Source organism: Microbacterium amylolyticum, assembly GCF_011046975.1.
Taxonomy (GTDB): Bacteria; Actinomycetota; Actinomycetes; order Actinomycetales; family Microbacteriaceae; genus Microbacterium; species Microbacterium amylolyticum.
In genome coordinates this window covers 1,061,758-1,086,880 of the sequence record NZ_CP049253.1, presented here as the reverse complement: position 1 = coordinate 1,086,880, position 25,123 = coordinate 1,061,758, and the positions used below count along the sequence as shown (strand labels likewise).

The window sequence follows — 25,123 nt, the reverse complement described above, 5'->3', positions numbered from 1 at the left end:
CTCCGGGGTTCTCAGAAAGTGCGAGGGTCTGAGCCTCAGCGCTCGACGACCGCGAGCACGTCGCGAGCCGAGAGCACGAGGTACTCGTCCGCACCGAACTTGACCTCGGTCCCGCCGTACTTGCTGTACAGGACGCGGTCACCGACAGCGACGTCCACGGGGACGCGGTTGCCGTTGTCGTCGATACGACCCGGACCCACAGCCACGACCTCGCCCTCCTGGGGCTTCTCCTTGGCGGTGTCAGGGATAACCAGACCGCTGGCCGTGGTCTGCTCTGCCTCGACCTGCTTGATGACGATGCGGTCCTCGAGCGGCTTGATGGAAACCGACACGGTTCACCTCTGCTTTCGAATGTCCTTGAGAAGACGTGTGTTCGCACTCTCACCCCGAGAGTGCTAACCGCAAGTGTAGGGCGCAGATTGGCACTCTCGCAACGTGAGTGCCAACTTCAGGCGTGCGTCACTACTCTGGACGGATGGACAACGCTGAACTCGACGCGCTGCTTACCCCCGACGCCCTGCGGCTGCTGGACGAGCTCGACCCCGTTGTCACCGTCGGTGACGTTGCCCATACCGTGTCCCGGTTGCGCGCAGCGGGACATTCACCCGCCCTCGTTTCGGCCGTTGTCGGCCAGGTCCGGTTGCGTGACAAGGCCGAGGCGAAGTTCCCCGGTTTCGCCCGCCGCATGCTCTTCACCCGGGCGGGGCTCGAACAGGCCACGCGCATGAGCGTTTCTGCTCATCACGCCGCGCGCTTTCGACAGGCGGGACTTCGTCGCGTCGCCGATCTCGGCAGCGGTATCGGCGGTGATTCCCTCGCGTTCGCGGCCCTCGGCCTCGGCGTTCTCGCCGTGGACGCCGACGAGATCACCGCCGCGCTCGCCGCCTACAACCTTTCGCCGTTTCGGCAGGATGGTGGCGGAGTCGAGGTGCGGAGTGGCCGCGCCGAGGAAACGGATTTGGCGGGCATTGACGGCGTCTGGCTCGACCCTGCCCGGCGCACAACCGGGCACTCCGAGACCCGCCGCGTCACGGCTGATGACTATTCGCCGCGCCTCGACTGGGCGTACGAGCTGGCGGAACGGATCCCCGTTGGGATGAAGCTCAGCCCTGCGCATGATCGCGACACGATCCCGGATGGCTGGGAGGCACAGTGGATCACGGTGGACGGCTCGACCGTTGAGCTCGTGCTCTGGTCGGGCACGCTCGCACGCGAGGGGGTGACGCGATCGGCGCTGGTGATCCGCGGCGATACCGTGGCGGAACTGACGGCTGCCCGTGATACCGAGGACGAGCCGGTGCGACCCCTCGGCGCTTTTGTGCACGAACCGGAGGGCGCCGTTATCCGTTCCCGCCTCGTCGGCGACGTCGCCCGCCTGCTGGACGCGGGCCCCGTCGCCGACGGCATCGCCTACCTCACGGGTGATACCGAAATCACCAGCCCCTTCGCACGGTCGTTCCGCGTTCGCGAGACTCTCCCCGCGGACCAGAAGAAGCTCCAGAAGGCGCTCCGAGAACGCGGAATCGGCGTTCTCGAGATCAAAAAGCGCGGCGTCGATGTCGATCCCGCAGCTTTCCGCAAGAAGCTGAAGCTGCAGGGCGACAAGAGCGCCGTGCTGTTCCTCACGAGAATCGGCGGGGCACGCACGGCGATCCTCGCCGATCGCCTGTCGTAGGGGAGAACGAGGCCGTGCTCGTTGCGGCTCTCGGAAGAGAAACGACCTCTTAGGCTTCGTCCCCCGTCACCGAGCGGTGCACGCCGGTGTTCGCGTTCTGCTCGGAGCCGAGCGTGCCGAGATAGAGCTCCGTGACCTTCGGATCGTGGAGGAGCTCGCGTCCGGACCCGGCGTAGGCGTCGTGTCCCTGATCGAGAACGTACCCGCGATCGCAGATCTGCAGGCAGCGGCGGGCGTTCTGCTCCACCATGATGCAGGTGACGCCGGCCCGGTTGATTTCGCTGACGCGGATAAACGCCTCGTCCTGTCTGACGGGGGAGAGCCCGGCGGACGGCTCGTCGAGCAGGAGCACCTTCGGGTCGAGCATGAGCGCCCGTCCCATGGCCACCATTTGGCGCTCGCCGCCGGAGAGGCCTCCTGCGCGCTGTTTGAGGCGCTTGCCCAGGTCGGGGAAGACATCGACAACGAACGCGAGGCGTTCCGCGAACATCTTGGGTTTCTGATACGCGCCCATTTGCAGGTTTTCCTCGATCGAGAGCGACGGAAAGACGTTGTTGGTCTGCGGGATGAACCCGACGCCGCGTGCGACCAGCTTGTTCGCCCGCAGATTGGTGATGTCCTCGCCGTCGAGCGTGATGTGTCCGCTTCGGACGTTCACGAGGCCGAAGATCGCCTTGAGCAGCGTTGACTTCCCGGCGCCGTTGGGGCCGATGATGCCGATCAGCTCACCCTTGCGCGCGGTCAGGTTGCAATCGGTGAGAATGTTGACGCCTGGCAAATATCCGGCCGTGATGTTCTCAACGCTGACCACAACATCTCGGTCGTCTGTTTCACTCATCGCGGGTCCTCCTCGTCGGCCTCGGCCTGTCCGGCGGCTGTGAGTTCTTCCGCGCTGATCGCGGCGGAGGCTGCCGCGTCGGCCTCGGGGTCGGTGTCGACGATGCTGATGCGTCCGGTGACAACGCCCAGATCGACCTCCTGGTGTGCGCCGAGATAGGCATCGATCACGGCGCGATTCCTCATGACCTGATCCGGTGGACCCTCCGCCACAATCCGCCCTTCTGCCATGACAACAACCCAGTCGGCGATGTGCTGCACCATGTGCATGTCGTGTTCGACGAACAGTACGGTCATGCCCTGGTCCTTGAGGCCGAGGATGTGATCGAGCAGGCTCTGCGTCAGAGCGGGGTTCACACCGGCCATCGGCTCATCGAGCATGACCAGCGTTGGATCGGTCATCAGAGCCCGCGCCATTTCGAGCAACTTGCGCTGGCCGCCCGAGAGCGAAGCGGCGTAATCGTCCTTCTTGGTGTCGAGGTTGAAGCGCGCGAGAAGTTCGAGCGCGCGCTCTTCGATCTGACGATCTTGGTCACGCCAGAGAAACGGCAGCAGGCTGGCCCAGAACTTCTCGCCAACCTGTTCCTTCTGGCCGAGCTTCATGTTGTCCATGACCGACAGCAGCCCGAGAGCCTTCGTGAGCTGGAACGTGCGAACCAGTCCGCGCCTGGCAACGGCGTGCGCGGGAACGCCAGACAGCGAGCGTCCCTCGAATGTCCACGATCCAGCGTCGGGCCGGTCGAAGCCGGTCAGCAGATTGAAGAGCGTCGTTTTCCCCGCTCCGTTGGGGCCGATCAGCGCGGTCACGGCGCCGCGGGGGATTTCGAGGTGTTCGACGTCGACGGCTGTCACACCTCCGAACGAGCGGGTGATGCCGTCCGCCGTGATGATGGGGTCGATTTTGGGCACACCGGGAACGGCATCGCCCACGTGGAGACCGGCGGTCTTCTGGCGCGCCACCGGCGCGGACTGGGGTGCGTGATCACTTGGCAAAGGACATCTCCTTCTTCTTGCCGAGGATGCCCTGTGGCATGAACACGACGATCATCATGAGCGCAACGCCGACGAGGATGTCTCGCAGGCGGGCCGCCTGCAGCGTCGACATAAACGGGAGATAACCCGCCGTGACAAGAGCGGGCAGGAGAGCGCCGAGGAACGAATTGAGGAACCAGAAGATTGCGGCGCCGAGGATCGGGCCGAAAACGGTTGCCGCACCGCCGAGCAGCAGGGCTGTCCAGATGAAGAACGTTGTCGACGTTTGATAGTTCTGCGGGTTGACAGCGCTGAGAAGCGACCACACGAAACCGCCGAGCGAGGCGATCACACCGCCGACGACGAGCGCCTGCATCTTGTACGCGAAGACGTTCTTGCCCAGCGCGCGCACGGCGTCCTCGTCTTCGCGGATGCCTTTGAGAACGCGACCCCAGGGGCTGCGGGTCAGGGCGAACACCAGGAGCGCCGCGATCACGACGAGAGAGATGGATACCAGGCGCGCCCACCACCCGGTTTCGTTGTACACCCATGGCCCGAAGCCGTAGGTGCCGGGTGGGATCGGGTTCCACGCGCGGAAGGACGCGTGATATCCGCTGAGGCCATCGGCGGATCCGGTGACGGGCTCGAAGGCGGTCGTGAGGAACACCAGGCGGACAACTTCGGCAACGGCGATTGTGGCGATCGCCAGATAGTCGCCGCGCAGCCGGAGCGTGGGAATACCCAGCAGAAGGCCGAAGAGTGCGGACGCAACAACGCCGATGAGGAGGCCGGCCCACCATGGCAGGCCGAACGTGAGAACGCCGATCGCGTAGCTGTATGCGCCGATGGCCATAAAGCCAGCAACACCCATGTTGAGCAGGCCGGCGAAACCGAAGTGCAGCGCGAGGCCGAGACCGGCGAGGGCGTAGGCGAACGTTGCCGGTAGGAGCAGAGAGGCGAGGGCTTCGCCGAAGATACTTCCCCAGTTCATCAGGGCACCTATCCGATTCGTTCGCGGCGACCGAGGAGACCCTGCGGTCGCACCAGGAGAATGACGATGAGCAGGAGCAGCGCCGGGACGAAGCGCAGGTCGGCGGGGATCCACAGGCTGACAACTTCGACGATGACGCCGATGATGAGCGAGCCGATGAGTGCGCCGTAGGCGGTTCCGAGGCCGCCGAGCGTGACGGCCGCGAACATGAGCAACAGAATGTGCATTCCCATGTCGAACCGGACGCCGGGACGGTAATACGCGTAGAGGATTCCGCCGAGGCCGGCGAGCGCGCCGGCAACAACCCAGATGATGCGGACAACGCGATCGACGTCGATTCCGGTTGCGCTGGCGAGCGCGGGGTTGTCACTGATTGCCCGCGTGGCCTTGCCGATGCGGCTGTAGGTGAGCCACAGGGCGAACGCCACGATGACAACGAGCGCGATGCTCATCGACACGATCTCCATGGGGCTGAGCGCAACGGCGCCGAAGATCGGGACCTTCGCCGTGCTCACGAGCGTCGGAAGTTGGAGGGTGCTTCCGCCGATGAAGAACTGGAACGTGAACCGCATGGCGAGGGAGAGGCCGATCGACACGATCATCAGCTGCACGATTCCGACGCCGCGCCGGCGCAGTGGCCGCCAGAGCGCCATATCGAGGGCGTAGCCCAGCCCACCGGCGAGGCCGATGGCGATCAGGAGCCCGAGAACGGTCATCGCCGGGCTGACCGCGATGGAGGCCAGGGCGCTGGAGACGCCGACAGCGACGACGGCGCCGAACGTGACCATCTCGGCGTGTGCGAAGTTCGACAGCCGCGTTGTTCCGTAGACGAGAGACAGTCCGATCGCCGCGAGCGCCAACATCAGGCCGAAGTTCAGCCCCTGGAAGATGCGCTGGATCAGCTGGTCCGCGAAGCTGACGGTGTTGCGTTCGACGTCGCCGATGAAGAAGTTCACGACGGCGAAGCCGGCGGCCCCGACCGTGACGTCACGGACGTTCGGCTGCTCGCCCTCGGCGATCTCCGTGTCTTCGTCAACGACGCCGATGCCATCGGGCAGTGTGGATTCGTCGAGCGTGACGGTGTACTCGCTGTCGTTGTCAGGAACCCAGGCCTCCCATCGGCCGTCGCTGCCCGTGACGACGCTTTGTTCACCCCCTGAGCCATCGATGACGAGGGAAACTCCCTCGAGCGGATCGCCGTTGAGCTGAACGAGGCCCGCTATCCGGTACGGGTCGCCCTCCGCGGCGGCGGCGGGGGTGGCGCCGAGCGCGAAAACGGTCAAGAGGGTCAGAAGGGAGACGATCACAGCGCGCCATACGCTGGTTCTCGCCCGCCCTCGTGGGGCGGCGGGAGATGTCATGGGGCCTCCGGTCAGGGCCGAGGTCGGCGGCACGGTTGCGCCGATTGTGCTCATCGCACGGTAGAAGCTCGATGAGAACTGGGTGTTTCCTGTGTTACGGGTGTGTAATTTCCCGAGTGGACGTTGGGTGATCGGGCGGAGGACCTGCCCCCAGCTCGGCGGCAATAGACTGTGCGCACGGGGTATACGCGCCCACGAGCCGGTCCCGTACCCCGAGCCACGAGCGAGCAGCAGGAGATACCGCCATGACGGAAAACGACCCCTTCGGATTCGTCGGACTCACGTACGACGACGTGCTGCTCCTCCCGGGGCACACCGATGTCATCCCCAGCGACGCCGACACCTCGTCGCAGCTGACGAAGCGGATCCGGGTCGCGATGCCCCTTCTGTCCGCCGCGATGGATACCGTGACGGAAAGCCGCATGGCGATCGCGATTGCGCGTCAGGGCGGAATCGGCATTCTGCACCGCAACATGTCGATCGCGGATCAGGCCGCCGCCGTGAACCGCGTGAAGCGTAGCGAGTCGGGCATGATCACCGACCCCATTACGACAACTCCCGACGCGACGATCGCCGCTGTCGACGCCATCTGCGCCGAATACCGCATCTCGGGCCTTCCCGTTGTTGACGACAAGGGTGTTCTTGTCGGCATCATCACCAACCGAGACATGCGATTCGTTGAGCACGAAGCGCGTGAGACCACGCGTGTGTCCGATGTCATGACGCACGAAGGGCTCGTGACGGCTCGTCCGGGCATCACGCGCGACGAGGTGCTTCCGATTTTCGCGAAGCACCGCGTCGAGAAGTTGCCGCTTGTTGCTGACGACGGAACGCTCGCGGGTCTCATCACGATCAAGGACTTCGACAAGACCGAGAAGTATCCGCAGTCGACCAAGGACGACCGTGGACGCCTGCGCGTTGGTGCCGCGATCGGTTTCTTCGGTGATGCGTGGGAGCGTGCCGAGGCGTTGCGCGACGCCGGTGTCGACCTCATCGTGGTCGACACCGCCAACGGACAGTCCCAGGGCGTGGTCGATATCGTCACCAAGCTCAAGGGCGATGATTCGTTCGCGCACATCGACATCGTTGGCGGAAACGTCGCCACCCGCGAGGGCGCTCAGGCGCTCATCGACGCCGGTGTCGACGCCGTCAAGGTCGGCGTTGGGCCCGGGTCGATCTGCACAACCCGCGTTGTCGCCGGCGTCGGCGTTCCCCAGATCACGGCCATCTACGAGGCATCTCTCGCCTGCCGCGCGGCCGGTGTGCCCCTGATCGCCGACGGTGGCCTGCAGTACTCGGGTGACATCGCGAAGGCGCTCGTTGCCGGTGCCGACACCGTGATGCTCGGATCCCTTCTGGCCGGAACCACGGAATCGCCCGGTGAGCTCGTCTTCCAGAACGGCAAGCAGTTCAAGCAGTACCGCGGCATGGGATCGCTTGGCGCGATGCAGACCCGCGGCAAGAAGACTTCTTACTCGAAGGACCGCTACTTCCAGGCGGATGTTCCGAGCGACGACAAGCTCATCCCCGAGGGCATCGAGGGCCAGGTGCCGTTCCGCGGTCCGCTGGAGGCCGTGGCCTACCAGCTCACGGGTGGCCTTCGTCAGTCGATGTTCTACGTCGGCGCCGCGACGATCGACGAGCTCAAGAGCCGCGGCAAGTTTGTGCGCATCACTCCCGCGGGGCTCAAGGAGTCTCACCCTCACGACGTGCAGATCGTCGTCGAAGCTCCCAACTACAAGGCCTGAGGTGGGTTCGCGTAGGGTGATCTGGTGACCATGGAGATCGAGCTGGGCCGCGGTAAGCGCGGCAGGCGGGCATACACGTTCGACGACATCGCTGTTGTGCCTTCGCGCCGCACGCGAGACGCAAGCGATGTTTCGACCACCTGGTCGATCGACGCGTTCACGTTCGACACCCCCGTGATCGGCGCGCCGATGGACTCCGTGGTCAGCCCGGCGTCGGCGATCGCGCTCGGCCGCATGGGTGCGCTGGGTGTTCTCGACCTCGAGGGGCTGTGGACGAGGTACGAGGATCCCGAGCCGCTCTTGGCCGAGATTGCCTCGCTTCCTGCCGAGTCGACAACGCAGCGCATGCAGGCGCTGTACGCCGAGCCGATCAAGGCCGAGCTCATCACGCGCCGCATTGCCGAGATCCGCGAGGCGGGCGTTGTTGTTGCCGGAGCGCTTTCGCCGCAGCGCACACAGGAGTTCTACGAAACGGTCATCACGGCCGGCGTGGACATCTTCGTCATTCGCGGAACAACGGTCTCCGCCGAGCATGTCTCGCAGAACACCGAGCCGCTCAACCTCAAGCAGTTCATTTACGACCTTGACGTTCCCGTGATCGTTGGCGGTGCCGGAACGTACCGCGCCGCTCTGCATCTGATGCGCACGGGCGCTGCCGGTGTCCTCGTGGGCTTTGGTGGGGGAGCGGCGTCGACAACGCGCCTCGCCCTCGGAATCCACACGCCGATGGCAACGGCCGTCGCCGATGTGGCTGCGGCGCGACGCGACTACCTCGAAGAGTCCGGCGGTCGCTATGTGCACGTCATCGCTGACGGCGGTGTCGGAACCTCCGGCGATCTCGTCAAGGCGATCGCTATGGGAGCCGACGCGGCCATGCTCGGTGTTTCCCTCGCGCGCGCTACGGACGCGCCCGGCCGCGGTTTCCACTGGGGCGCCGAGGCTCACCACCCCGAACTTCCTCGTGGTCGCCGCGTGCAGGTGGAGCAGCTCGCCACCATGCACGAGGTTCTTTACGGTCCGGCACAGGAAGCATCCGGCACGCTGAACCTGATCGGCGCGCTGCGCAAGGCAATGGCCACAACGGGATACTCCGATGTCAAGGAGTTCCAACGGGTGGACGTCGTCGTCACGCCATACGAATGACGCTCGGGCCCGAGATCTCATCCGTGCAGGAGTTCCCACCGACGCTGCGCGAAGTGATGTTGCGCCCGCGCTGGCTGGGCATGCTGACGATTTGTTTGATGGTGGCGGCGATATTCGCGTGGCTGCTGCAATGGCAGCTGAGCCGCGTCGTCAACACCGACCCGATGCCGGAAGGCGCGACGGAACAGGTCCTTCCGATCGACGATGTTCTGGTGCCGGGTGACTACATTCAGGGCCCGTACATCGGACAGCGCGTCGACGTCAGCGGAGCGTGGGACGCCGAAGACTTCGTCGTGATCACTCACCGCTACAACGAGGGCGACGATGGGTTCTGGGTAGCGGGCCGCCTCGAAACTGATGACGGCGCATCGCTGGCCGTTGCGGTCGGCTTTGCCGAATCGCGCGAACAGGCGGACGCCGCCGCCGAGGCGCTTTCGCGCGAGGTATCGCACGAAACGGTCCAGGTGACGGGGCGCCTCATCGCAGATGAGGGCCCCCAGCAGCCGCGCGGCGACGATCCGTTCGAGATCACGCGGATGTCACCCGCCCAGCTCTTCGCGGTGTGGAACGACCCTTCCGGCCCTGTCTATCGCGCCTATCTCACCAGCGAGGACCCCGTGGCGGGCATCGCAGATGCCGGTCTGGCCGAGATTTCCTCGCCTGCGCCCGAGAGCGAGAGTCCGATCAACTGGCTCAACCTGTTCTACGCGCTCGAGTGGGCCATCTTCGGCGCGTTCTCGTTCTACCTCTGGTATCGCCTCGCGAAAGACGCGTGGGAACGCGAGGTCGAAGAGTTCCACGGCATCGACCCCGATGCCGTCATCGATGACGAATAAGTTCCTCCAAGAATCGCCAAAGTAGGATCGAACCCATGCCCCAACCGCGGCTTTCCAGCTTCCCGAAGATCCGTCGTGCCCTGCGCTTCTATCAGATCACGTCCGTCATCACGGGTGTCGGCCTGCTCCTGCTCGTCATCGAGATGATCCTGAAGTACACGCCGATCCACGTCGAACTGTTTGCCAGCGCCGAGCGCCTGCTGTACTTTGCGCCGGTCATCGTCTCGCCCGAGTGCGTCTGGTACTCGCAGTTCGTTCCGGGGACGGACGGTTGCGAGATCGATTCGACGGGTGAGGGGCTGAACCTCTCGCTGTTCATCCTCATCGCGCACGGCTGGTTCTACGTCGTGTACCTGTTCGCCTGCTTCCGCGTGTGGAGTCTCATGCGCTGGCGCTTCCCCCGCTTCCTGATGCTCGCGGGCGGTGGCGTTGTTCCCTTCCTGTCCTTCATCATGGAGGTCATCGTCGCTCGCGACGTCAAGAACTATCTCGCCGAGCGTGAAGAGCGCGCGGCCGAGAAACGCGCTGCTCTTTCGGCAGCGAAAGCCCGTTCCCTCGAAACGAACGACACCTCTGAGGAGACCGCTCGATGAGCGCAGATACCGTCCAGCGTCCCGTTTTGGTTGTCGATTTCGGCGCCCAGTATGCCCAGCTCATCGCGCGTCGCGTGCGCGAGGCCGGCGTGTACAGCGAGCTCGTCCCGCACAATGTCACGGCGGAAGAAGTTCGCGCGAAGAACCCCGTCGCGCTGATTCTCTCGGGCGGGCCATCATCGGTGTACGCCGAGGGCGCCCCCACGTTTGACGCAACGATTTTCGAACTGGGCATTCCCACGCTCGGCATTTGCTACGGCTTCCAGGTGATGGCGCAGGCGCTCGGCGGCGAGGTCGCCCAGACCGGCAACCGCGAGTACGGTGCGACGCACGCGACGATCGCGGGCCGCGGTGGTGTCCTTCTCGAGGGCACGCCCGCTTCACAGAACGTATGGATGAGCCACGGCGACTCCGTTGCGAAGGCGCCGGAAGGCTACGACGTTCTTGCGTCGACGGCCGGCACGCCCGTTGCGGCATTCGGAAACCCGGAGACCTGCTTCTACGGTGTGCAGTGGCACCCCGAGGTCAAGCACTCCGACCACGGCCAGGCGGTTATCGAGAACTTCCTGCACAAGGCTGCCGGTCTTCCCGCTGACTGGAACAGCGGCTCGGTCATTGAAGAGCAGATCGCCCGTATTCGTGAGCAGGTCGGATCTGCCCGTGTGATCTCGGCGCTGTCCGGCGGCGTTGACTCCGCTGTGTCGACGGCGCTCGTCCACCGCGCGATCGGCGATCAGCTCACGGCTGTTTTCGTTGACCACGGTCTCCTGCGCAAGGGTGAGCGCGAGCAGGTGGAGAACGACTACGTCGAGTCGACGGGTGTGAACCTGATCACGGTCGAGGCGGAGGAGACGTTCCTCGGACACCTCGCCGGTGTGACGGATCCCGAGACGAAGCGAAAGATCATCGGGCGCGAGTTCATCCGCGCTTTCGAGCAGGTGCAGCGCGACCTCGTCGACCAGGCGAAGGCCGATGGGGAGCCCGTGAAGTTCCTCGTGCAGGGAACCCTGTACCCCGACGTTGTGGAGTCGGGCGGCGGCGCCGGTACGGCGAACATCAAGAGCCACCACAACGTTGGCGGGCTTCCGGAAGACCTCGACTTCGAGCTCATCGAACCCCTGCGCACCCTGTTTAAGGACGAGGTGCGTCAGATCGGTCGCGATCTCGGCATTCCGGAGGCCATCGTCGGCCGCCAGCCGTTCCCCGGTCCTGGCCTCGGAATCCGCATCATCGGCGAGGTCACGCGTGAGCGTCTCGAGATTCTGCGTGAGGCCGACGCGATCGCCCGCGAAGAGCTCACGGCGGCGGGGCTGGACAAGGAAATCTGGCAGTGCCCCGTTGTGCTGTTGGCCGATGTGCGCTCGGTGGGCGTTCAGGGCGATGGCCGCACATACGGTCACCCCGTTGTTCTGCGCCCGGTGTCCAGTGAGGATGCCATGACGGCCGACTGGACGCGTCTCCCGTACGAAACTCTCGCGAAGATCTCCAACCGCATCACCAACGAGGTGCGCGAAATCAACCGTGTCACGCTGGACGTGACGAGCAAGCCGCCGGCAACGATCGAGTGGGAGTGAGCCTGTCGCTCGCCCGCTGACACGAAGGGCTGCCCCGTTGGGGCGGCCCTTCGTCGTTTCTTCCGCTCAGCGCACCGCGGCTGGATGCGCCGGCGCTTTCGCCGGGCGAAGATGGATGTATGACCACCCATCAGTACACCTTTCGCGGGCTGATCGTCCGCGAGCACACCGTTCGTTCACCGCTCGACTGGTCACAGCCGGATGCCGGGCAACACATCGAGGTCTTCGCCCGCGAGGTCGCGAAGCCGGGGATGGAGGAGGCGCCCATTCTGCTGTTCTTGCAGGGAGGGCCGGGCGGAAAGGGGCCGCGACCAGCGCCGGAAGGCGGATGGATAGGAGAGGCGCTGAAGACGCACCGCGTTGTTCTTCTGGATCAGCGGGGAACGGGACGCTCCTCACGCATTGAGGCGTCGACGATTGCGGGGATGACGGCGAACGAGGCGGCGGACTACATCCGCTTGTTTCGCGCCGAGCAGATCGTCGCTGATGCCGAGCACATCCGCCGCGAGGTCTTCGGCGGGCGCCGCTGGCAGACCCTCGGGCAGAGCTACGGTGGGTTCCTGACACTGACCTATCTGTCGTTCGCGCCCGATGGGCTGGAGGCCAGCTATGTCACGGGTGGTGTGACCTCGATCGACCCCGATCCCGTCGAGATTTACCGGAATACTCTTCCGCGCGTTGCGCGCAAGACGGCGGAGTTCCACCGACGCTATCCGCAGGACACCGAAACGTTGGCGGCGGTTGTCGACATCCTTGAGAACGAGGACGTGAGGCTGCCGAGCGGTGACCGGCTCACGTCACGGCGGTTGCAGACACTCGGGGCGGACTTCGGAATGGGACCGGGGATGGAGCGCCTGCACTGGTTGCTCGACGAGGCATTCCTTCCGTCGGGCCGCCTGAGCGAGGCGTTTCTTGCGGCCGTCGATGCCGAAACTCAGCTGTACGGAGGGCCGCTGTACGCCGTTTTGCAGGAGGAGATCTACGCTGATGGTGCGGGGGCGACGCAGTGGGCGGCGCACCGCGTGCGAGAGGAACTGGGCGGGTTCGACGCGGCGGAAGAGGTTGCGGCGGGGAGGGCGATGCCGTTCACGGGCGAGATGTTCTTCCCCTGGCAGTTTGACGAGGTGCGATCGTTGCGCCCCTTCCGCGATGCCGTGATGGCGTTGCATGATCGGGAGGACCACCCCGAGCTGTACGACATCGAGCGGCTTTCACGCAACGATGTGCCTGTTGCTGCTGCGATGTATCACGACGATATGTTCGTGCCGATTGAGTTCGCGGAGCAGACCCGCGATGCGGTTCCGAACATGCACCTGTGGATTACGAACGAGTTTGAGCACGATGGCATCCGGCAGGAACCGACTGTCGTTCGTCGCCTGATCGACCGGGTCATCACCGAGGGCGGCGTGCGCCGCTGAGAGAAATGCAGAATGGCCCGGCTCCAGGAGGAGCCGGGCCATTCTGTTGCGTCAGCGGTTAGTCACCACGCATGATCGCGAGCATGCGCAGGATCTCGATGTAGATGAACACGACCGTGGCCATGATGCCGTAGGCGGCCATCCACGCCAGCTGAGCGGGAGCGCCGTTGCGGACGCCGCGCTGAATGGCGTCGAAGTCCATGACGAGCATGTAGGCACCCATCAGAACAACGACGATGCCGATGATGAGACCCAGCGGAATACCCATCACGGTCATCGAGCGAAGGCCGAAGGCCATGTCGCCGGGCAGGACGCCGAAGAGCATCAGGCCGACGTTCAGCAGCGAGAACACGAGGTAACCGAGCATCGCGATCATGACGATCTTCGTCATCTTGGCGGAGGCGCGGATCTTTCCGCTGGAGAACAGCGCGAGCGTGACACCGATCACGGCGATCGTCGCGAGAGCGGCCTGCATGACGATGCCGGGCATCACGAATTCGAAGAAGGCCGAGATGCCGCCAACGAAGAGACCCTCAACGACCGCATAGGCGAAGATGAGTCCGCGAGGAGCCATCTTGCGGCGGAAGCCGAAGGCGATCACGAGGCTGATGACGATCGTTCCGATCGCGCCGACGAGAGCGGGCAACATCGTCGGCGCCGCGGTTACCTGCGTGGGGGAGATCGTTCCGCCCAACGTCCAGATCCACGCGAGCACCGACGTGATGAGCATGATGCCGAACAGGATCACGGTCTTGACGATCGTGTCCTCGTACGTCATTCGCCCGGTCTGGGGCGTGCCAGCGTCGGGGGCGGCGTACATGCCCTCCATGCGGGCCTTGTCTGCCAGGTTAGGCATCTGCGACGCCTGACGTGCGCCCATTGCCTGGTTCGGGTTCAGCGGGGTCTGATAGCCCTGCTGTCCGCGAGGACGGTCCTGTGTGAAGTAGGGGTTGTTGAATCCGGTGGCGGCCATGTGCGAGGTCACGCTCCTGAGAGGTTTGCTGTGCGCGCGGGCGCGCGTCGTCGCTCTACAATATCGGCCTCAGCTTATGGCGGGGCTGTGATGGCATGGAAGCGCGGCGAGGTTTCCCGTGGCGTTCGCGAAGCGTTTGCCCCGGCGGAGTAGGGTGTGCGGATGGCGCTCATCATCGGCCACCGCGGCGCACCCGGGTATCGTCCCGAGCACACCCGATCGTCCTATCTGCTTGCGGTCTCGCAAGGGGTTGATGCGGTTGAGCCCGACATCGTTCCCACGCGTGATGGCGTTCTCGTGGTGCGTCACGAGAACGAGATTTCCTCGACGACAGATGTGGGCGACCGCCCCGAGTTCGCGAACAGGCGTGCCGTGAAGCAGTTCGCCGGACACCAAGTGGAGGGGTGGTTCACAGAGGACTTCGATGCGGACGAAATTCGTCAGCTCCGCGGACGAGAGCGCATCCCTGATATTCGGCCAGAGAGCGCCCGCGGCGACGGCAAGGAGCCCGTTCTCCTCCTGCGGGAGGTGCTCGACATCGCGCGCGAGAGCGGAATCGGCGTTGTCGTCGAAATCAAGCACGCCCCCTACTTTCAGAGCATCGGTCTTGATCCCTGCGCGATGCTCGCTTGCGAGCTCCGAGACGCGGGGTGGCAGGGGGAGCTCGCGAAAAAGCTCGTCATCGAATCGTTCGAGCAGTCGGCTCTCACCGATATGCGGTCACGGGGTATCGATGCGACCTATGTCTATCTGCTGGAGAAGAGCGGAACCGCGTTGGACCTGCTCCTTGCTGAGGGGGATGAGGCGCCAACGTACCGTCAACAGCTGAGCCCCGGATGGCTCGACCGGCTCGCCACCGAGGTTGGCGGCATCAGCGTTCACAAGAACCTGATCTTGGCGCCCGATCGTGAGGGAACGGCGACGGGGCCCGCACAATTCGTTGCGGATGCGCGCGAGCGAGAGCTCGACGTCTTTGTCTGGACGGCGCGTCCCGAGAACCGTTTCCTTCTGCCGGCCTTCCGCACAGGCGGAAGCGCTGCGGAGCACGGCGACTGGCGCTCCGAGTGGGCTCTTCTGCGCGAGGCGGGTGTGACGGGTGTCTTTGCCGATCACCCAGACCTGGCCGCAGAGGCCTTCCGGTGAATTACACGTCGGTGTCGTCGCTGGTGTCGTCGTCCTTCGGGAAGAAAGCGGCGACGCCCTCTTGGCCCGGACCCAAACGAAGGAAGGCGCGGATCTCCATCTCGGCCGCAGCCGCGTCACCGTCGATGATGTTGGTGGCGATGCGTTCGTAGACCTCTGCGACGCCTGCCTCGTCGGCCAGGAGCGGGACGTGCTCGCCGAGGTTCCGGGTGAGGACGAGCCATGCGTCCGAAATCATGTTCTGGAAGATGAAGTTTCCGCTGCATGAGGCGAGATACGAAAACAGACTCCAGGCCGCTTCGTAGCCCTCTTTTCCGCCGCGGGCTGTGGCCGGGCGAATATCCCGGGCGAGCGCCGCAGCGTGGGCACGTTCCTCGGAGTTCATCCTCGGAACAGCCAGACGAAGAGCGATACCCGACTGGTAGCCGAGGAACTCCAGGGATGCCGCGGGCATATCGGGGGTGACGTCGGTCACGCGTGTGTAGCGGCTGGCAACCATTTCGATGAGGCCCTGACGCTCGAGGCGCTGCAGGGCTTCGCGCACGGGCATGCGCGACACACCCAGCTGGTCAGCCAAATCACCATCGCGAACCCGCTGGCCCGGCGCAAGGGTGCCGTCGACAACCGCTTGAGCGAGTTGGTCGTAAACAACGTCAGCAAGCCGCGCCGGCTGCGCCGTGATCGCTTCGTCGCGCGCGGACATGAGCCACCCCTTCGGTTCGGTGTGCGGCCGGAGTCGAGAAACCGCAGTAACTCTATGCGAAACCCTGTGTCGAGAGGGATCGATCCACGCGGCGGTTCGAAACTCGCCGTCATATCGATCACTATCGTCACACGGAGCACCCGGCCGATGTCGGAGGTGTCACCGTAGAATCGACGGGACATGCCTGATGCACTGATACCCGCCACTGGCGACCCGCTTCTCGACGGCCTCAACCCTCCGCAGCGTGAGGCGGTCGAATACCGCGGCTCCGCGCTTCTGATCGTCGCGGGCGCTGGCTCGGGCAAAACGCGCGTTCTCACGCACCGCGTCGCCTCGTTGCTGCGCAACCGCGAAGCCTGGCCCAGCCAGATTCTTGCGATCACCTTCACCAACAAGGCCGCGGCCGAAATGCGCGAGCGCGTCGAAGACATCGTCGGCGAACAAGCCAAGGGCATGTGGATCTCCACATTCCACTCCGCCTGCGTTCGTATCTTGCGCCGCGAGGCCGAGCAGTTCGGCTTCACCAAGTCGTTCACGATCTACGATTCCGGCGATGTGCGCGCGCTGCTCAAGCGGCTCGTCAAGGAGCACGAGGGTGATGCTTACGGCCTCACTCCGGCCGCTGTGCAGAGCCGGATCTCGAAGCTGAAGAACGAACTGCACGACGCCGACAGCTTTCGCAGCCAGGCCAACATCTCTGATCCCGCAGAGCGCATCTTCGTCGAGATCTTCCAGGACTATTCCCGTCGCCTGCGATCGGCGAACGCGCTCGATTTCGACGATCTGCTCGCGCAGACGGTGTTCCTCTTCCGCGCATTTCCGAACGTTGCCGACACGTACCGTCGCCGCTTCCGTCACGTCCTGGTCGACGAGTACCAAGACACGAACCACGCGCAGTATCAGCTGATCCGCGAGCTCACGAAGCCCGTCCAGGGCGAGCAGATGGATGTGGGCGGCGGCATGGTTGCCCTCCTGCCAGAAGCATCTGATGCGCGGGCGTCGCTCACCGTCGTCGGCGACTCAGACCAGTCGATCTATGCCTTCCGCGGCGCGGATATTCGCAACATCACCGAGTTCGAACGCGACTTTCCCGGGGCAAAGGCCATTCTGCTCGAGCAGAACTACCGGTCAAGCCAGAACATTCTCGATGCGGCCAACTCGGTCATCCGCAACAACTTCGACCGCAAAGACAAGAAGCTGTGGACGGACCAAGGGCCGGGCGAGAGCGTGGTGGGGTTCACCGGGTACTCGCAGCACGACGAAGCACAGTTCATCGCCGACGAAATTGATCGCCTGCGCGGGCAGGGCACGAACTACAGCGACATCGCCGTGTTCTATCGCACGAACTCGCAGTCGCGTGCGCTGGAAGAGATCCTGATCCGCGCCGCCGTTCCGTACAAGATCATGGGCGGAACGAAGTTCTACGACCGCGCCGAAATCAAGGACGCGATCGCGTATCTCGTCGCGGTGGTGAACCCGGCCGATGAGCTGGCGGTACGCCGCATCCTCAATAAACCCAAGCGCGGCATCGGTGCCGTCACCGAGACGAACATCGCCCGGTTCGCGGCCGACAACGATATGACCTTCCGCGAAGCGCTCGGACACGCTGACGCAATGGGGCTGGGGCCCAAGATTCGCAAGGCGATCGAGCAGCTCGACGCCGTGTTGCAAGACGCCACAGAGATCCTCCTTCCGGCCGAGGGGGACGCCCCGCCAACCTCCGTGACGGAGGGATTGCGTCTCCTGCTGAATGCTTCGGGCTACGAGGACGCCCTGCGGCGGTCGCAGGATCCTCAGGACGAGGCGCGCGTTGAGAACCTTGACGAGCTCGTGGCAGTGACGCGCGAGTTTGCGCGCAACAACCCCGATGGCACCATCATCGACTTCCTCACCGAAGTTGCGCTGGTGGCCGACAGCGACGATCTTGAGGACGAGTCCGGCGTTGTGTCATTGATGACCCTTCACACCGCGAAGGGTCTCGAGTTCGACACCGTTTTTCTCACCGGGGTGGAAGAGGATCTCATTCCTCACCGCATCTCGGCTGGCGAGCCGGGAGGGCCCCAGGAAGAACGCCGCTTGTTCTACGTCGGTATTACCCGCGCACGCCGCCGCCTGTACCTCTCCCTGGCGATGACCCGCGCACAGTTCGGCGAGGTGTCGTCTGCGATGCCCAGCCGCTTCCTCCAAGAGATCCCTGCCGGTCTCATCGAATGGCGACAGTCGCCGAGCGAGATGAACGGCCGAGGCGCCGGTGCGCGTTCACTCGGCGGCGGCGGAAGCGCAGCTCGCGCTCGGGAGAACTCGTGGGGGCAACGCCCGCTCACCCCGAAGAACAAATCGTCGTTGGCTGAGTTCACCAACCGCGTCACCGGAAAGGTGCGCGACAACGGCGACCTCGAGCTCACGGCCGGAGATCGCATTCAGCACGATGATTTCGGTGAGGGAACGGTCGACGCGATCACCGGACAGGGCGCCAAACGCATCGCACACGTCCGATTCGAATCCGCGGGAACGAAGAAGCTGCTCATCAAGGTGGCACCGATCACAAAGATCAGCTGAGGGTGAACAGAACCACCCGGACGACGCAGCCCTGAGCGTTCCCCCATAAGGTGGATCACATGGGTCTGTTCTCTCGGAAGAAGAAGTCCGGCGACGATGGCGAACAGGAGCCGCAGAAGCCTGCGGCCTCTGAGGAGGCGACATCGGTCGAACCGGACGTTCCGGCTGCGCCCGAGCCGACCGCCGACGTTAACATTTCGTTCTCTGCCTTCCAGGGCGTTGGCGCGGGGTCCGGCCCCGAAGTGCAGGACCCGCAGAGCGAGCCGAAGGCCCCAGCCCCAGCCCCAGCACCTGCCGCTCCGAAAAACGGACAGAACCCCCGGCCGCGCGAGCTTCCCCTCGCTCCGGCTGCTCCGCCGGCCAATCTCGAGACCGTCAAGGGCTTGAAAGACAATGCGCTCCTGCGGGACGCTCTGCAGTCCCTCCCTGAGAAGCCCTCTCCCCAGCAGCTACTGGGCGTTGCCCGACAGATGATGCAGGGGCACCTGTTCCTTCGCGTCGCGGGCGACGTGCGCGAGCAGGTTCAGGCAGGCGGAAAGGCGACACTCACGTTCGGCGTCGCGAAAAACGGCGATAAGAGCTACATGATGGTCTTCAGCTCGGGTCGCGCGTTGCGCGAGGCCGTGAAGGCTGATGGAAACGAGAAAACCTCCGCCGTCGCGCAGGCCGTTCCGCAGATCGTTCAGCACATGATCGACAACGGATTCGACGGGTTGATCGTCGACAACGCTTCTGCGCCGCATCGCATCGTCCTCCCCAAGGAGGTCCTCGAGCGGGCGATCGGACAGGCCGATCCGGCAATGCGCCTGAAAACCCTCATCGCTCAGCCCCGTGATACCGATACGCCCAAGAAGGTCGCCGCCGCTCTCGCGGACCAGCCGCCGCTCTGGGTCGCCGTCGGACCCTCGCCGCAGGACGAGGAGAAGATGGGAATTGCCGAGGCCCGTTTGGCCAACGGGACGCGCCTGCTTCAGGTGTACTCGCACCCGCTCGAGGTCGTTGCACAGGGCCGTAGCGAGCGGGCCCTGCCATTCGGCGCAGAGAAGATCGCCAAGGTGCTCACGGACCACCCGGAGCTGGGCGGAGTTCTCATCGACCCGGCCGGGCCGCTCATGACTCTCACCCGCGAGGAACTCGACCCGGTTCTTGCCCTCGCACACGGTGCGGAAGACTCTGCCGCAGAGCCCACCGACTGATCGTCGAGGTCGCCGTCACACCAAGAGCTCTGCGTAGAGCTCGCGGGTGCGGTCGGCGATCGATGCCCAGGAGAAATGCTGCTGCGCGCGCTCGCGTCCCGCGGCGCCGAGTGCCCGCGCCCGGTCAGGGTCGGAAACCATCTCGGTGATGGCCCGTGCCAGGTCGGCAACAAACTTCTCGGGGTCGAGCGGGGTGCCCGTTCCATCGTTGGCCTGTTCGATGGGCACGATCATTCCCGTGACGCCGTCTTCGACGACTTCGGGGATTCCGCCGGTGCGCGTTCCGACAACGGGAGCGCCGCATGCCATTGCCTCGAGATTGACGATTCCCAGTGGCTCGTAGACGGACGGGCAGACGAAGGTCGTCGCGGCTGTCAGAAGAGCGCAGAGCTCGCGTCGCGGGAGGTGCCGGTCGATCCAGACGACTCCGTCGCGCACACCGCGAAGCTCGGCCACGAGACTCTGCACCTCGGCCATGATCTCAGGAGTATCGGGGGCACCGGCGCACAGCACAACCTGCACTTCTGGGGGGAGTTCGCGCGCCGCTCGAAGGAGATACGGAAGGCCTTTCTGCCGCGTGATTCTGCCGACGAAGACCACCGAGGGGCGGTCGGGGTCGACGCCGAGCTCTCGGACGACGTCGCCGTCGTCGATGCGATGCCATTCGTCGAGATCGATGCCGTTGTAGACCACCTTCACGCGGGCCGGGTCAAGATCGGGGTACACGCGCAGCAGATCACGACGCATCCCCTCGCTAACGGCGACAACCGCATCGGCTCCCGTGAGTGACTCGCGTTCGATCCAACTCGAGAGACGGTAGCCTCCGCCCAACTGCTCGGCCTTCCACGGGCGGAGCGGTTCGAGGCTGTGGGCCGTTGCAACATGGGGAATACCGTGCAGCTGTTGGGCGACACGACCCGCGAAGTTCGCGTACCAGGTGTGTGAGTGCACGAGGTCGGCGCCGGCGACATCGCGGGCGATCACCAGGTCGGTTGCCATCGCCTGCAGGGCGCCGTTGGCGTCCGCGAAGTCGGCGGGTGTTCCGTACGAAAACACACCGTTTTCCTCGCGGCGGGTGCCGAATGTGCGCACAACCACCTCGATATCGCGGCGCAACGCCTTCACGAGTTCGGCGACGTGCACGCCGGCACCGCCGTACACCTCGGGGGGATATTCGCGGGAGAGAACGTCGACTCGCATCTCTTCAAACTAGACCCACGAGACGCGCGGGGGAAGCAAAGCGCAACGAAAAGAAGTTCGTCAATATTGGGGCTAGTTCTCGTGGCTCAACCGGAATACGGTGAGGTCATGAAGTTCTTTGGCATCGTCCTCGCGGGTGGCGAGGGAAAGCGGTTGATGCCTCTCACGGAGTTGCGGGCCAAGCCCGCTGTTCCGTTTGGCGGGCAGTATCGCCTGATCGATTTCGCACTGTCGAATCTCGTGAACTCGGGGTTGCGCCAGATCGTCGTCCTCACCCAGTACAAATCTCACAGCCTCGACCGCCACATCTCGCAGGTATGGAATATGAACGGGCTTCTCGGCTCGTACATCGCGTCCGTTCCCGCACAGCAGCGGCTCGGCAAGCGCTGGTTCCAGGGTTCGGCCGACGCGATTTTGCAGAGCCTGAACCTCATCTACGACGAGAGACCCGACTACATCGCTGTTGTCGGCGCTGACCACGTGTACCGCATGGACTTCGATCAGATGCTGCAGGCGCACATCGAGTCGGGCGCAGACGCGACGGTTGCGGCCATTCGGCAGCCCATCGCCATGGCGAACCAGTTCGGCGTTATCGATGTCGATCCCGAAGACCCGACGCGGATCAGGGAATTTCTGGAGAAGCCCGAGACTCCGCAGGGCCTTCCGGATTCACCAGGAGAAGTCCTCGCGTCCATGGGAAACTACATTTTCACGGCGCAGGCTCTCATCGACGAGGTCTTGCGTGACGGAGAGCGGCAGGATTCCCAGCACGATATGGGCGGGGATATCATCCCGGCCTTCGTGGAACGGGGTAGGGCGGGTGTGTACGACATGGTCCGGAACACGGTTCCGGGATCTTCTGATCGCGATCATGATTACTGGCGAGACGTGGGATCAATCGATTCGTACTTCGAGGCGCACCAGGATCTTATTTCGGTGTTGCCGGTTTTCAACCTCTACAACCAGGAATGGCCGATTTTCACGCAGCAGATGAACCTGGCGCCCGCCAAGTTCACGCGTGATGCGCGAGGAACCCTCAGCACGATCATCGACTCGATTGTCGCGAGCGGAACGGTGATCTCGGGAGCGCACATCGAACGCAGCGTTCTGGGCCAGGGGTGCGTTGTGGAATCGGGCGCGCACGTCAACGACTCGATTGTGTTCGAAGACGCGCGGATCAAACCGGGGGCAACGGTTCGCCGGGCGATTATCGACAAGAACGTGGTCATCCAGGCAGGTGCAACGATCGGTGTCTCCCGCGAGGAAGACATCGCTCGGGGTCTCACCGTGACCCCCAGCGGCATCACGCTCGTGGCCAAGAACGCGGTGGTCCCCGCATTCTGAGCGGGGACGCCGTCGTCGGCTAGACGAACGCGCCGACGCCCGTGATGTCGCGGCCGATCAGGAGCGCCTGAACGCTCTCGGTGCCCTCGTACGTGTGAATCGCTTCGATATCGGCGAGGTGTTGCATCACACGGTTCTCCAGCAGAATGCCGTTGCCGCCCAGCAGGTCCCGTGCGTCTCGCGCGATGTCGCGAGCTGTGCGGGTATTCGTGTACTTCGCGAGCGAGGCCTGAGGGGGGCGAAGGCTGCCGGACGCTTCGAGATCAGCCAGGCGGCGGCAGAACAGCTGCATGCCGGTGAGCTGGGAGAGCATGCGCGTCAGCTTCTCTTGTACGAGCTGGAACGAGACGAGGGGCTTGCCGAACTGCTCGCGCTGTTGTGCGTACTGCAGGGCGATCTCGTAGCACGCGGTGGCGTGCCCGAGCGCGGACCACGCCACTCCGGACCGAGTCGCGTAGAGAACGCGCGAGGTGTCGGCGAACGAGTGCGCGCCGGGAAGGCGTGCGTCCAGAGGAACACGGACGTCATCGAGCAGAATGTGCGCCTGGTGGATGGCGCGCAGCGACACTTTGCCCTGGATGACATCGCCGCGGTACCCGGGGGTTTCCTGCGGGATGAGGAAGCACCCGACGCGTCCGTGATCGGGGTCCGATTCGTCCTGGATCCGTGCCCAGACAAAGGTGATCCCACCGGAGGCGCCGTTGCCGATCCACTTTTTCGCTCCGCGGAGCACCCAGCTGTCGCCGTCGCGGGTTGCCACCGATTCCAGTCCGGTCGAATCGCTGCCGTGATCGGGTTCCGTGAGCGCGAAGGCTCCGGGAGTTTCGCCGCTGTGCAGCTTGTCGAGCCACGCCGCTTTCTGCTCAGGACTTCCGTAGAGAGCGAGTGTGCGCAGGGCGAGTCCGCCCTGAACAGCGAGCACCGTTCCGAGAGACCCGTCGCCGCGCGAGAGCTCCATATTGACGAGTCCGGCGGCCAGCGGTGAGAGATGGGGGAGGCCTTCGTGTTCGATGCCATCGGCCAGCACGTTGTGCCGTCCGAGCGCGTCGAGAACGCTGCGCACGGGGTACTCGGCGTGGTCCCACGCATCGAGGAGATCATCAGCGACCTCATCGACGACGTGTCGCGCGCGTCGCCATGCGTCGCGGTCTGTTCCCGTTACATCGGAGAAGACGTCGTAGTAGTCGGTGTCGAGGGGACCTGTTACGTCGTACGAGCTGATGCGCTCGCCGGGGAACGTCTCTGTTGCCATGACCGCAACGCTAGGGCGAGATGTGCGGCACCCGCGAAGGCTTTGTGGAGTCCCGACACCCGGTAGGCTGATACGCAGACTTTCCAGGAGGCACGACCAACATGATGTTCATTCTCTCGCTGATCCTCTTCCTCGGCGGTATAGCCCTGTTCGCAGTTGCGTTCATGGTCGAATCGCTCCAGGCCGTGATCTTCACGGTCGGCATCCTCGCCATCTGCTTGGCGATGGCGCTACCGATGTTCAAAACCGCGAAGTAGTCACTCACGCGAGCGAAGCGTCTCTCACACGGTGGGAGGCGCTTCGTGCTGTCTGTGTTCGTCGTGTTTCGCGCGGTAGTAGGGTGGAGGCCAGTCGAGATCTTTCGGCTATCGCGATTGCCGGGCGAACAACGCCCTGCCGTCTTCCTCCCCGTGCCCCACCGAAGGAATGCAACGTGGATCTGTACGAGTACCAGGCTCGAGACCTTTTTGAGAAGTACGAGGTGCCGGTGCTCGCCGGCATCGTTGCTGACACCCCCGAGGAGGTGAAGGCAGCGGCAGAGAAGATCGGCGGCGTGGTCGTCGTCAAGGCTCAGGTCAAGACGGGCGGTCGCGGTAAGGCGGGCGGCGTTAAGGTCGCCAAGAACCCCGACGAGGCATACGAGGCAGCGAAGTCGATCCTCGGACTCGACATCAAGGGTCACGTCGTCAAGCGCGTGATGGTCGCCGAAGGCGCCAACATCGCTCAGGAGTTCTACTTCTCGGTTCTGCTCGACCGCGCCAAGCGCTCCTATCTGTCGCTGTGCAGCGTCGAGGGCGGCATGGAGATTGAGCAGCTCGCTGTGGAGAAGCCCGAGGCGCTCGCGCGTATCGAGGTGGACCCGATCGTCGGCATCAACAAGACGAAGGCGATCGAAATCGCCACGGCCGCGAACTTCCCCGAGGAGCTCATCGGAGCTGTTTCGGACGTGTTCGTGCGTCTGTACGACGTCTACAAGGGCGAAGACGCAACGCTCGTCGAGGTCAACCCCCTCGTGCTGACGGCTGAGGGCGATGTCATCGCTCTTGATGGCAAGGTCACGCTCGATGAGAACGCCTCTGAGGTGCGTCACCCCGAGCACGAGGCTCTCGAAGACAAGGGCGCTGCAGACCCGCTCGAGGCCAAGGCGAAGGCCGCTGGCCTCAACTACGTCAAGCTCGACGGAGAAGTTGGCATCATCGGCAACGGAGCCGGGCTGGTCATGTCCACGCTCGACGTCACCGCTTACGCCGGCGAGAAGCACGGCGGCGTGAAGCCCGCCAACTTCCTCGACATCGGTGGCGGAGCCAACGCCCAGATCATGGCGGCGGGCCTCGACGTCATCCTCGGCGACCCGCAGGTCAAGAGCGTCTTCGTCAACGTCTTCGGCGGCATCACCAGCTGCGTTGCCGTTGCCGAGGGCATCGTCAAGGCACTCGAGATTCTCGGCGATGCGGCAACAAAGCCGCTCGTCGTGCGACTCGACGGCAACCAGGTCGAGGAAGGCCGCGCCATTCTCGCGCAGGCCAACCACCCGCTCGTCACGTCCGCTTCGGGCATGGACGAGGGCGCCGACAAGGCTGCCGAACTGGCGAACGCCTGAGACGA

At 64.4% G+C, this 25,123-nt stretch carries 22 protein-coding genes; 13 read left to right on the top strand and 9 right to left on the bottom strand.

From position 1 onward, the window contains the following. Positions 1-35: 35 nt before the first annotated feature. Positions 36-332, bottom strand: coding sequence for a co-chaperone GroES (groES, locus tag G6N81_RS05255; protein ID WP_165134053.1), 297 nt, complete (start codon positions 330-332; stop codon positions 36-38). A gap of 143 nt (positions 333-475) precedes the next feature. Between groES and G6N81_RS05250 the strand changes: the two genes are divergently transcribed. After that, positions 476-1,675, top strand: coding sequence for a THUMP-like domain-containing protein (locus G6N81_RS05250; protein WP_165134050.1), 1,200 nt, complete (start codon positions 476-478; stop codon positions 1,673-1,675). 49 nt (positions 1,676-1,724) lie between these two features. On the opposite strand, the gene G6N81_RS05245 is transcribed toward G6N81_RS05250, so the two are convergent. From G6N81_RS05245 to G6N81_RS05230, 4 genes are read right to left on the bottom strand one after another with little or no spacing between them, the layout of a single operon-like run. Continuing rightward, positions 1,725-2,513 carry an ABC transporter ATP-binding protein gene (locus G6N81_RS05245; RefSeq protein ID WP_165134047.1) on the bottom strand — a complete coding sequence of 263 codons (789 nt, stop codon included), beginning with the start codon at positions 2,511-2,513 and terminating at the stop codon, positions 1,725-1,727. Further along, positions 2,510-3,505 (bottom strand): ABC transporter ATP-binding protein, encoded by a 996-nt coding sequence (locus tag G6N81_RS05240; RefSeq protein ID WP_206527904.1) that lies wholly within the window; start codon positions 3,503-3,505, stop codon positions 2,510-2,512. Before G6N81_RS05240 ends, G6N81_RS05245 begins: the two co-directional genes overlap by 4 nt. Further along, on the bottom strand, positions 3,495-4,475 hold the full coding sequence (locus G6N81_RS05235; RefSeq protein WP_165134044.1) for a branched-chain amino acid ABC transporter permease: 981 nt from the start codon (positions 4,473-4,475) through the stop codon (positions 3,495-3,497). Before G6N81_RS05235 ends, G6N81_RS05240 begins: the two co-directional genes overlap by 11 nt. 8 nt (positions 4,476-4,483) lie before the next feature. Continuing rightward, on the bottom strand, positions 4,484-5,836 hold the full coding sequence (locus G6N81_RS05230; protein ID WP_165134041.1) for a branched-chain amino acid ABC transporter permease: 1,353 nt from the start codon (positions 5,834-5,836) through the stop codon (positions 4,484-4,486). A gap of 245 nt (positions 5,837-6,081) precedes the next feature. Here G6N81_RS05230 and guaB point away from each other — a divergent pair, with 245 nt between their 5' ends. The 6 genes from guaB to G6N81_RS05200 all read left to right on the top strand — a co-directional run bounded on the left by guaB (position 6,082) and on the right by G6N81_RS05200 (position 13,148). Then, on the top strand, positions 6,082-7,584 hold the full coding sequence (gene guaB, locus G6N81_RS05225) for an IMP dehydrogenase (protein ID WP_165134038.1): 1,503 nt from the start codon (positions 6,082-6,084) through the stop codon (positions 7,582-7,584). Positions 7,585-7,614: 30 nt separating this feature from the next. After that, positions 7,615-8,727: a GuaB3 family IMP dehydrogenase-related protein gene (locus G6N81_RS05220; RefSeq protein WP_165137800.1), complete on the top strand. Its 1,113-nt coding sequence runs from the start codon at positions 7,615-7,617 to the stop codon at positions 8,725-8,727. Beyond that, positions 8,724-9,563 carry an SURF1 family protein gene (locus tag G6N81_RS05215; protein ID WP_165134035.1) on the top strand — a complete coding sequence of 280 codons (840 nt, stop codon included), beginning with the start codon at positions 8,724-8,726 and terminating at the stop codon, positions 9,561-9,563. Before G6N81_RS05220 ends, G6N81_RS05215 begins: the two co-directional genes overlap by 4 nt. Before the next feature lie 35 nt (positions 9,564-9,598). Beyond that, complete coding sequence (locus G6N81_RS05210; RefSeq protein WP_165134032.1) at positions 9,599-10,156, top strand: DUF3817 domain-containing protein; 558 nt, start codon at positions 9,599-9,601, stop codon at positions 10,154-10,156. Further along, entirely contained in the window at positions 10,153-11,730 is a 1,578-nt protein-coding gene (gene guaA, locus G6N81_RS05205; RefSeq protein WP_165134028.1) for a glutamine-hydrolyzing GMP synthase, read from the top strand. The genes G6N81_RS05210 and guaA overlap by 4 nt, the downstream gene beginning before the upstream one ends. A gap of 119 nt (positions 11,731-11,849) precedes the next feature. Continuing rightward, positions 11,850-13,148: an alpha/beta fold hydrolase gene (locus G6N81_RS05200; RefSeq protein ID WP_165134025.1), complete on the top strand. Its 1,299-nt coding sequence runs from the start codon at positions 11,850-11,852 to the stop codon at positions 13,146-13,148. 58 nt (positions 13,149-13,206) lie between these two features. Here the strand turns inward: G6N81_RS05200 and G6N81_RS05195 are convergent, their stop codons facing one another. After that, positions 13,207-14,121, bottom strand: a complete 915-nt coding sequence (locus tag G6N81_RS05195) for a Bax inhibitor-1/YccA family protein (RefSeq protein ID WP_165134022.1) — start codon at positions 14,119-14,121, stop codon at positions 13,207-13,209. 162 nt (positions 14,122-14,283) lie between these two features. On the opposite strand from G6N81_RS05195, the gene G6N81_RS05190 reads away from it, so the two are divergent. Beyond that, a complete protein-coding gene (locus tag G6N81_RS05190) occupies positions 14,284-15,264 on the top strand; it encodes a glycerophosphodiester phosphodiesterase family protein (protein ID WP_165134019.1) in 981 nt (326 codons plus the stop codon). A 1-nt stretch (position 15,265) separates the two neighbouring features. Here the strand turns inward: G6N81_RS05190 and G6N81_RS05185 are convergent, their stop codons facing one another. Then, positions 15,266-15,967, bottom strand: a complete 702-nt coding sequence (locus G6N81_RS05185; RefSeq protein ID WP_165134016.1) for a GntR family transcriptional regulator — start codon at positions 15,965-15,967, stop codon at positions 15,266-15,268. Positions 15,968-16,147: 180 nt separating this feature from the next. Between G6N81_RS05185 and G6N81_RS05180 the strand changes: the two genes are divergently transcribed. After that, a complete protein-coding gene (locus G6N81_RS05180; protein WP_165134013.1) occupies positions 16,148-18,526 on the top strand; it encodes an ATP-dependent helicase in 2,379 nt (792 codons plus the stop codon). A 59-nt stretch (positions 18,527-18,585) separates the two neighbouring features. Continuing rightward, positions 18,586-19,722: an SseB family protein gene (locus G6N81_RS05175; RefSeq protein ID WP_165134010.1), complete on the top strand. Its 1,137-nt coding sequence runs from the start codon at positions 18,586-18,588 to the stop codon at positions 19,720-19,722. Positions 19,723-19,737: 15 nt separating this feature from the next. Here G6N81_RS05175 and glgA read toward each other — a convergent pair whose 3' ends face one another. Further along, positions 19,738-20,922, bottom strand: coding sequence for a glycogen synthase (glgA, locus tag G6N81_RS05170; protein ID WP_165134007.1), 1,185 nt, complete (start codon positions 20,920-20,922; stop codon positions 19,738-19,740). 108 nt (positions 20,923-21,030) lie between these two features. Here glgA and glgC point away from each other — a divergent pair, with 108 nt between their 5' ends. Next, the gene (gene glgC / locus G6N81_RS05165; protein WP_165134004.1) at positions 21,031-22,266 is read left to right on the top strand and encodes a glucose-1-phosphate adenylyltransferase; all 1,236 of its coding nucleotides are present in this window, start codon (positions 21,031-21,033) and stop codon (positions 22,264-22,266) included. 19 nt (positions 22,267-22,285) lie between these two features. Here the strand turns inward: glgC and G6N81_RS05160 are convergent, their stop codons facing one another. Next, on the bottom strand, positions 22,286-23,518 hold the full coding sequence (locus G6N81_RS05160; RefSeq protein ID WP_165134001.1) for an acyl-CoA dehydrogenase family protein: 1,233 nt from the start codon (positions 23,516-23,518) through the stop codon (positions 22,286-22,288). Positions 23,519-23,619: 101 nt separating this feature from the next. On the opposite strand from G6N81_RS05160, the gene G6N81_RS05155 reads away from it, so the two are divergent. Next, entirely contained in the window at positions 23,620-23,775 is a 156-nt protein-coding gene (locus G6N81_RS05155; RefSeq protein WP_165133998.1) for a hypothetical protein, read from the top strand. Positions 23,776-23,951: 176 nt separating this feature from the next. Beyond that, a complete protein-coding gene (gene sucC, locus G6N81_RS05150) occupies positions 23,952-25,118 on the top strand; it encodes an ADP-forming succinate--CoA ligase subunit beta (protein WP_165133995.1) in 1,167 nt (388 codons plus the stop codon). Positions 25,119-25,123 lie beyond the last annotated feature (5 nt).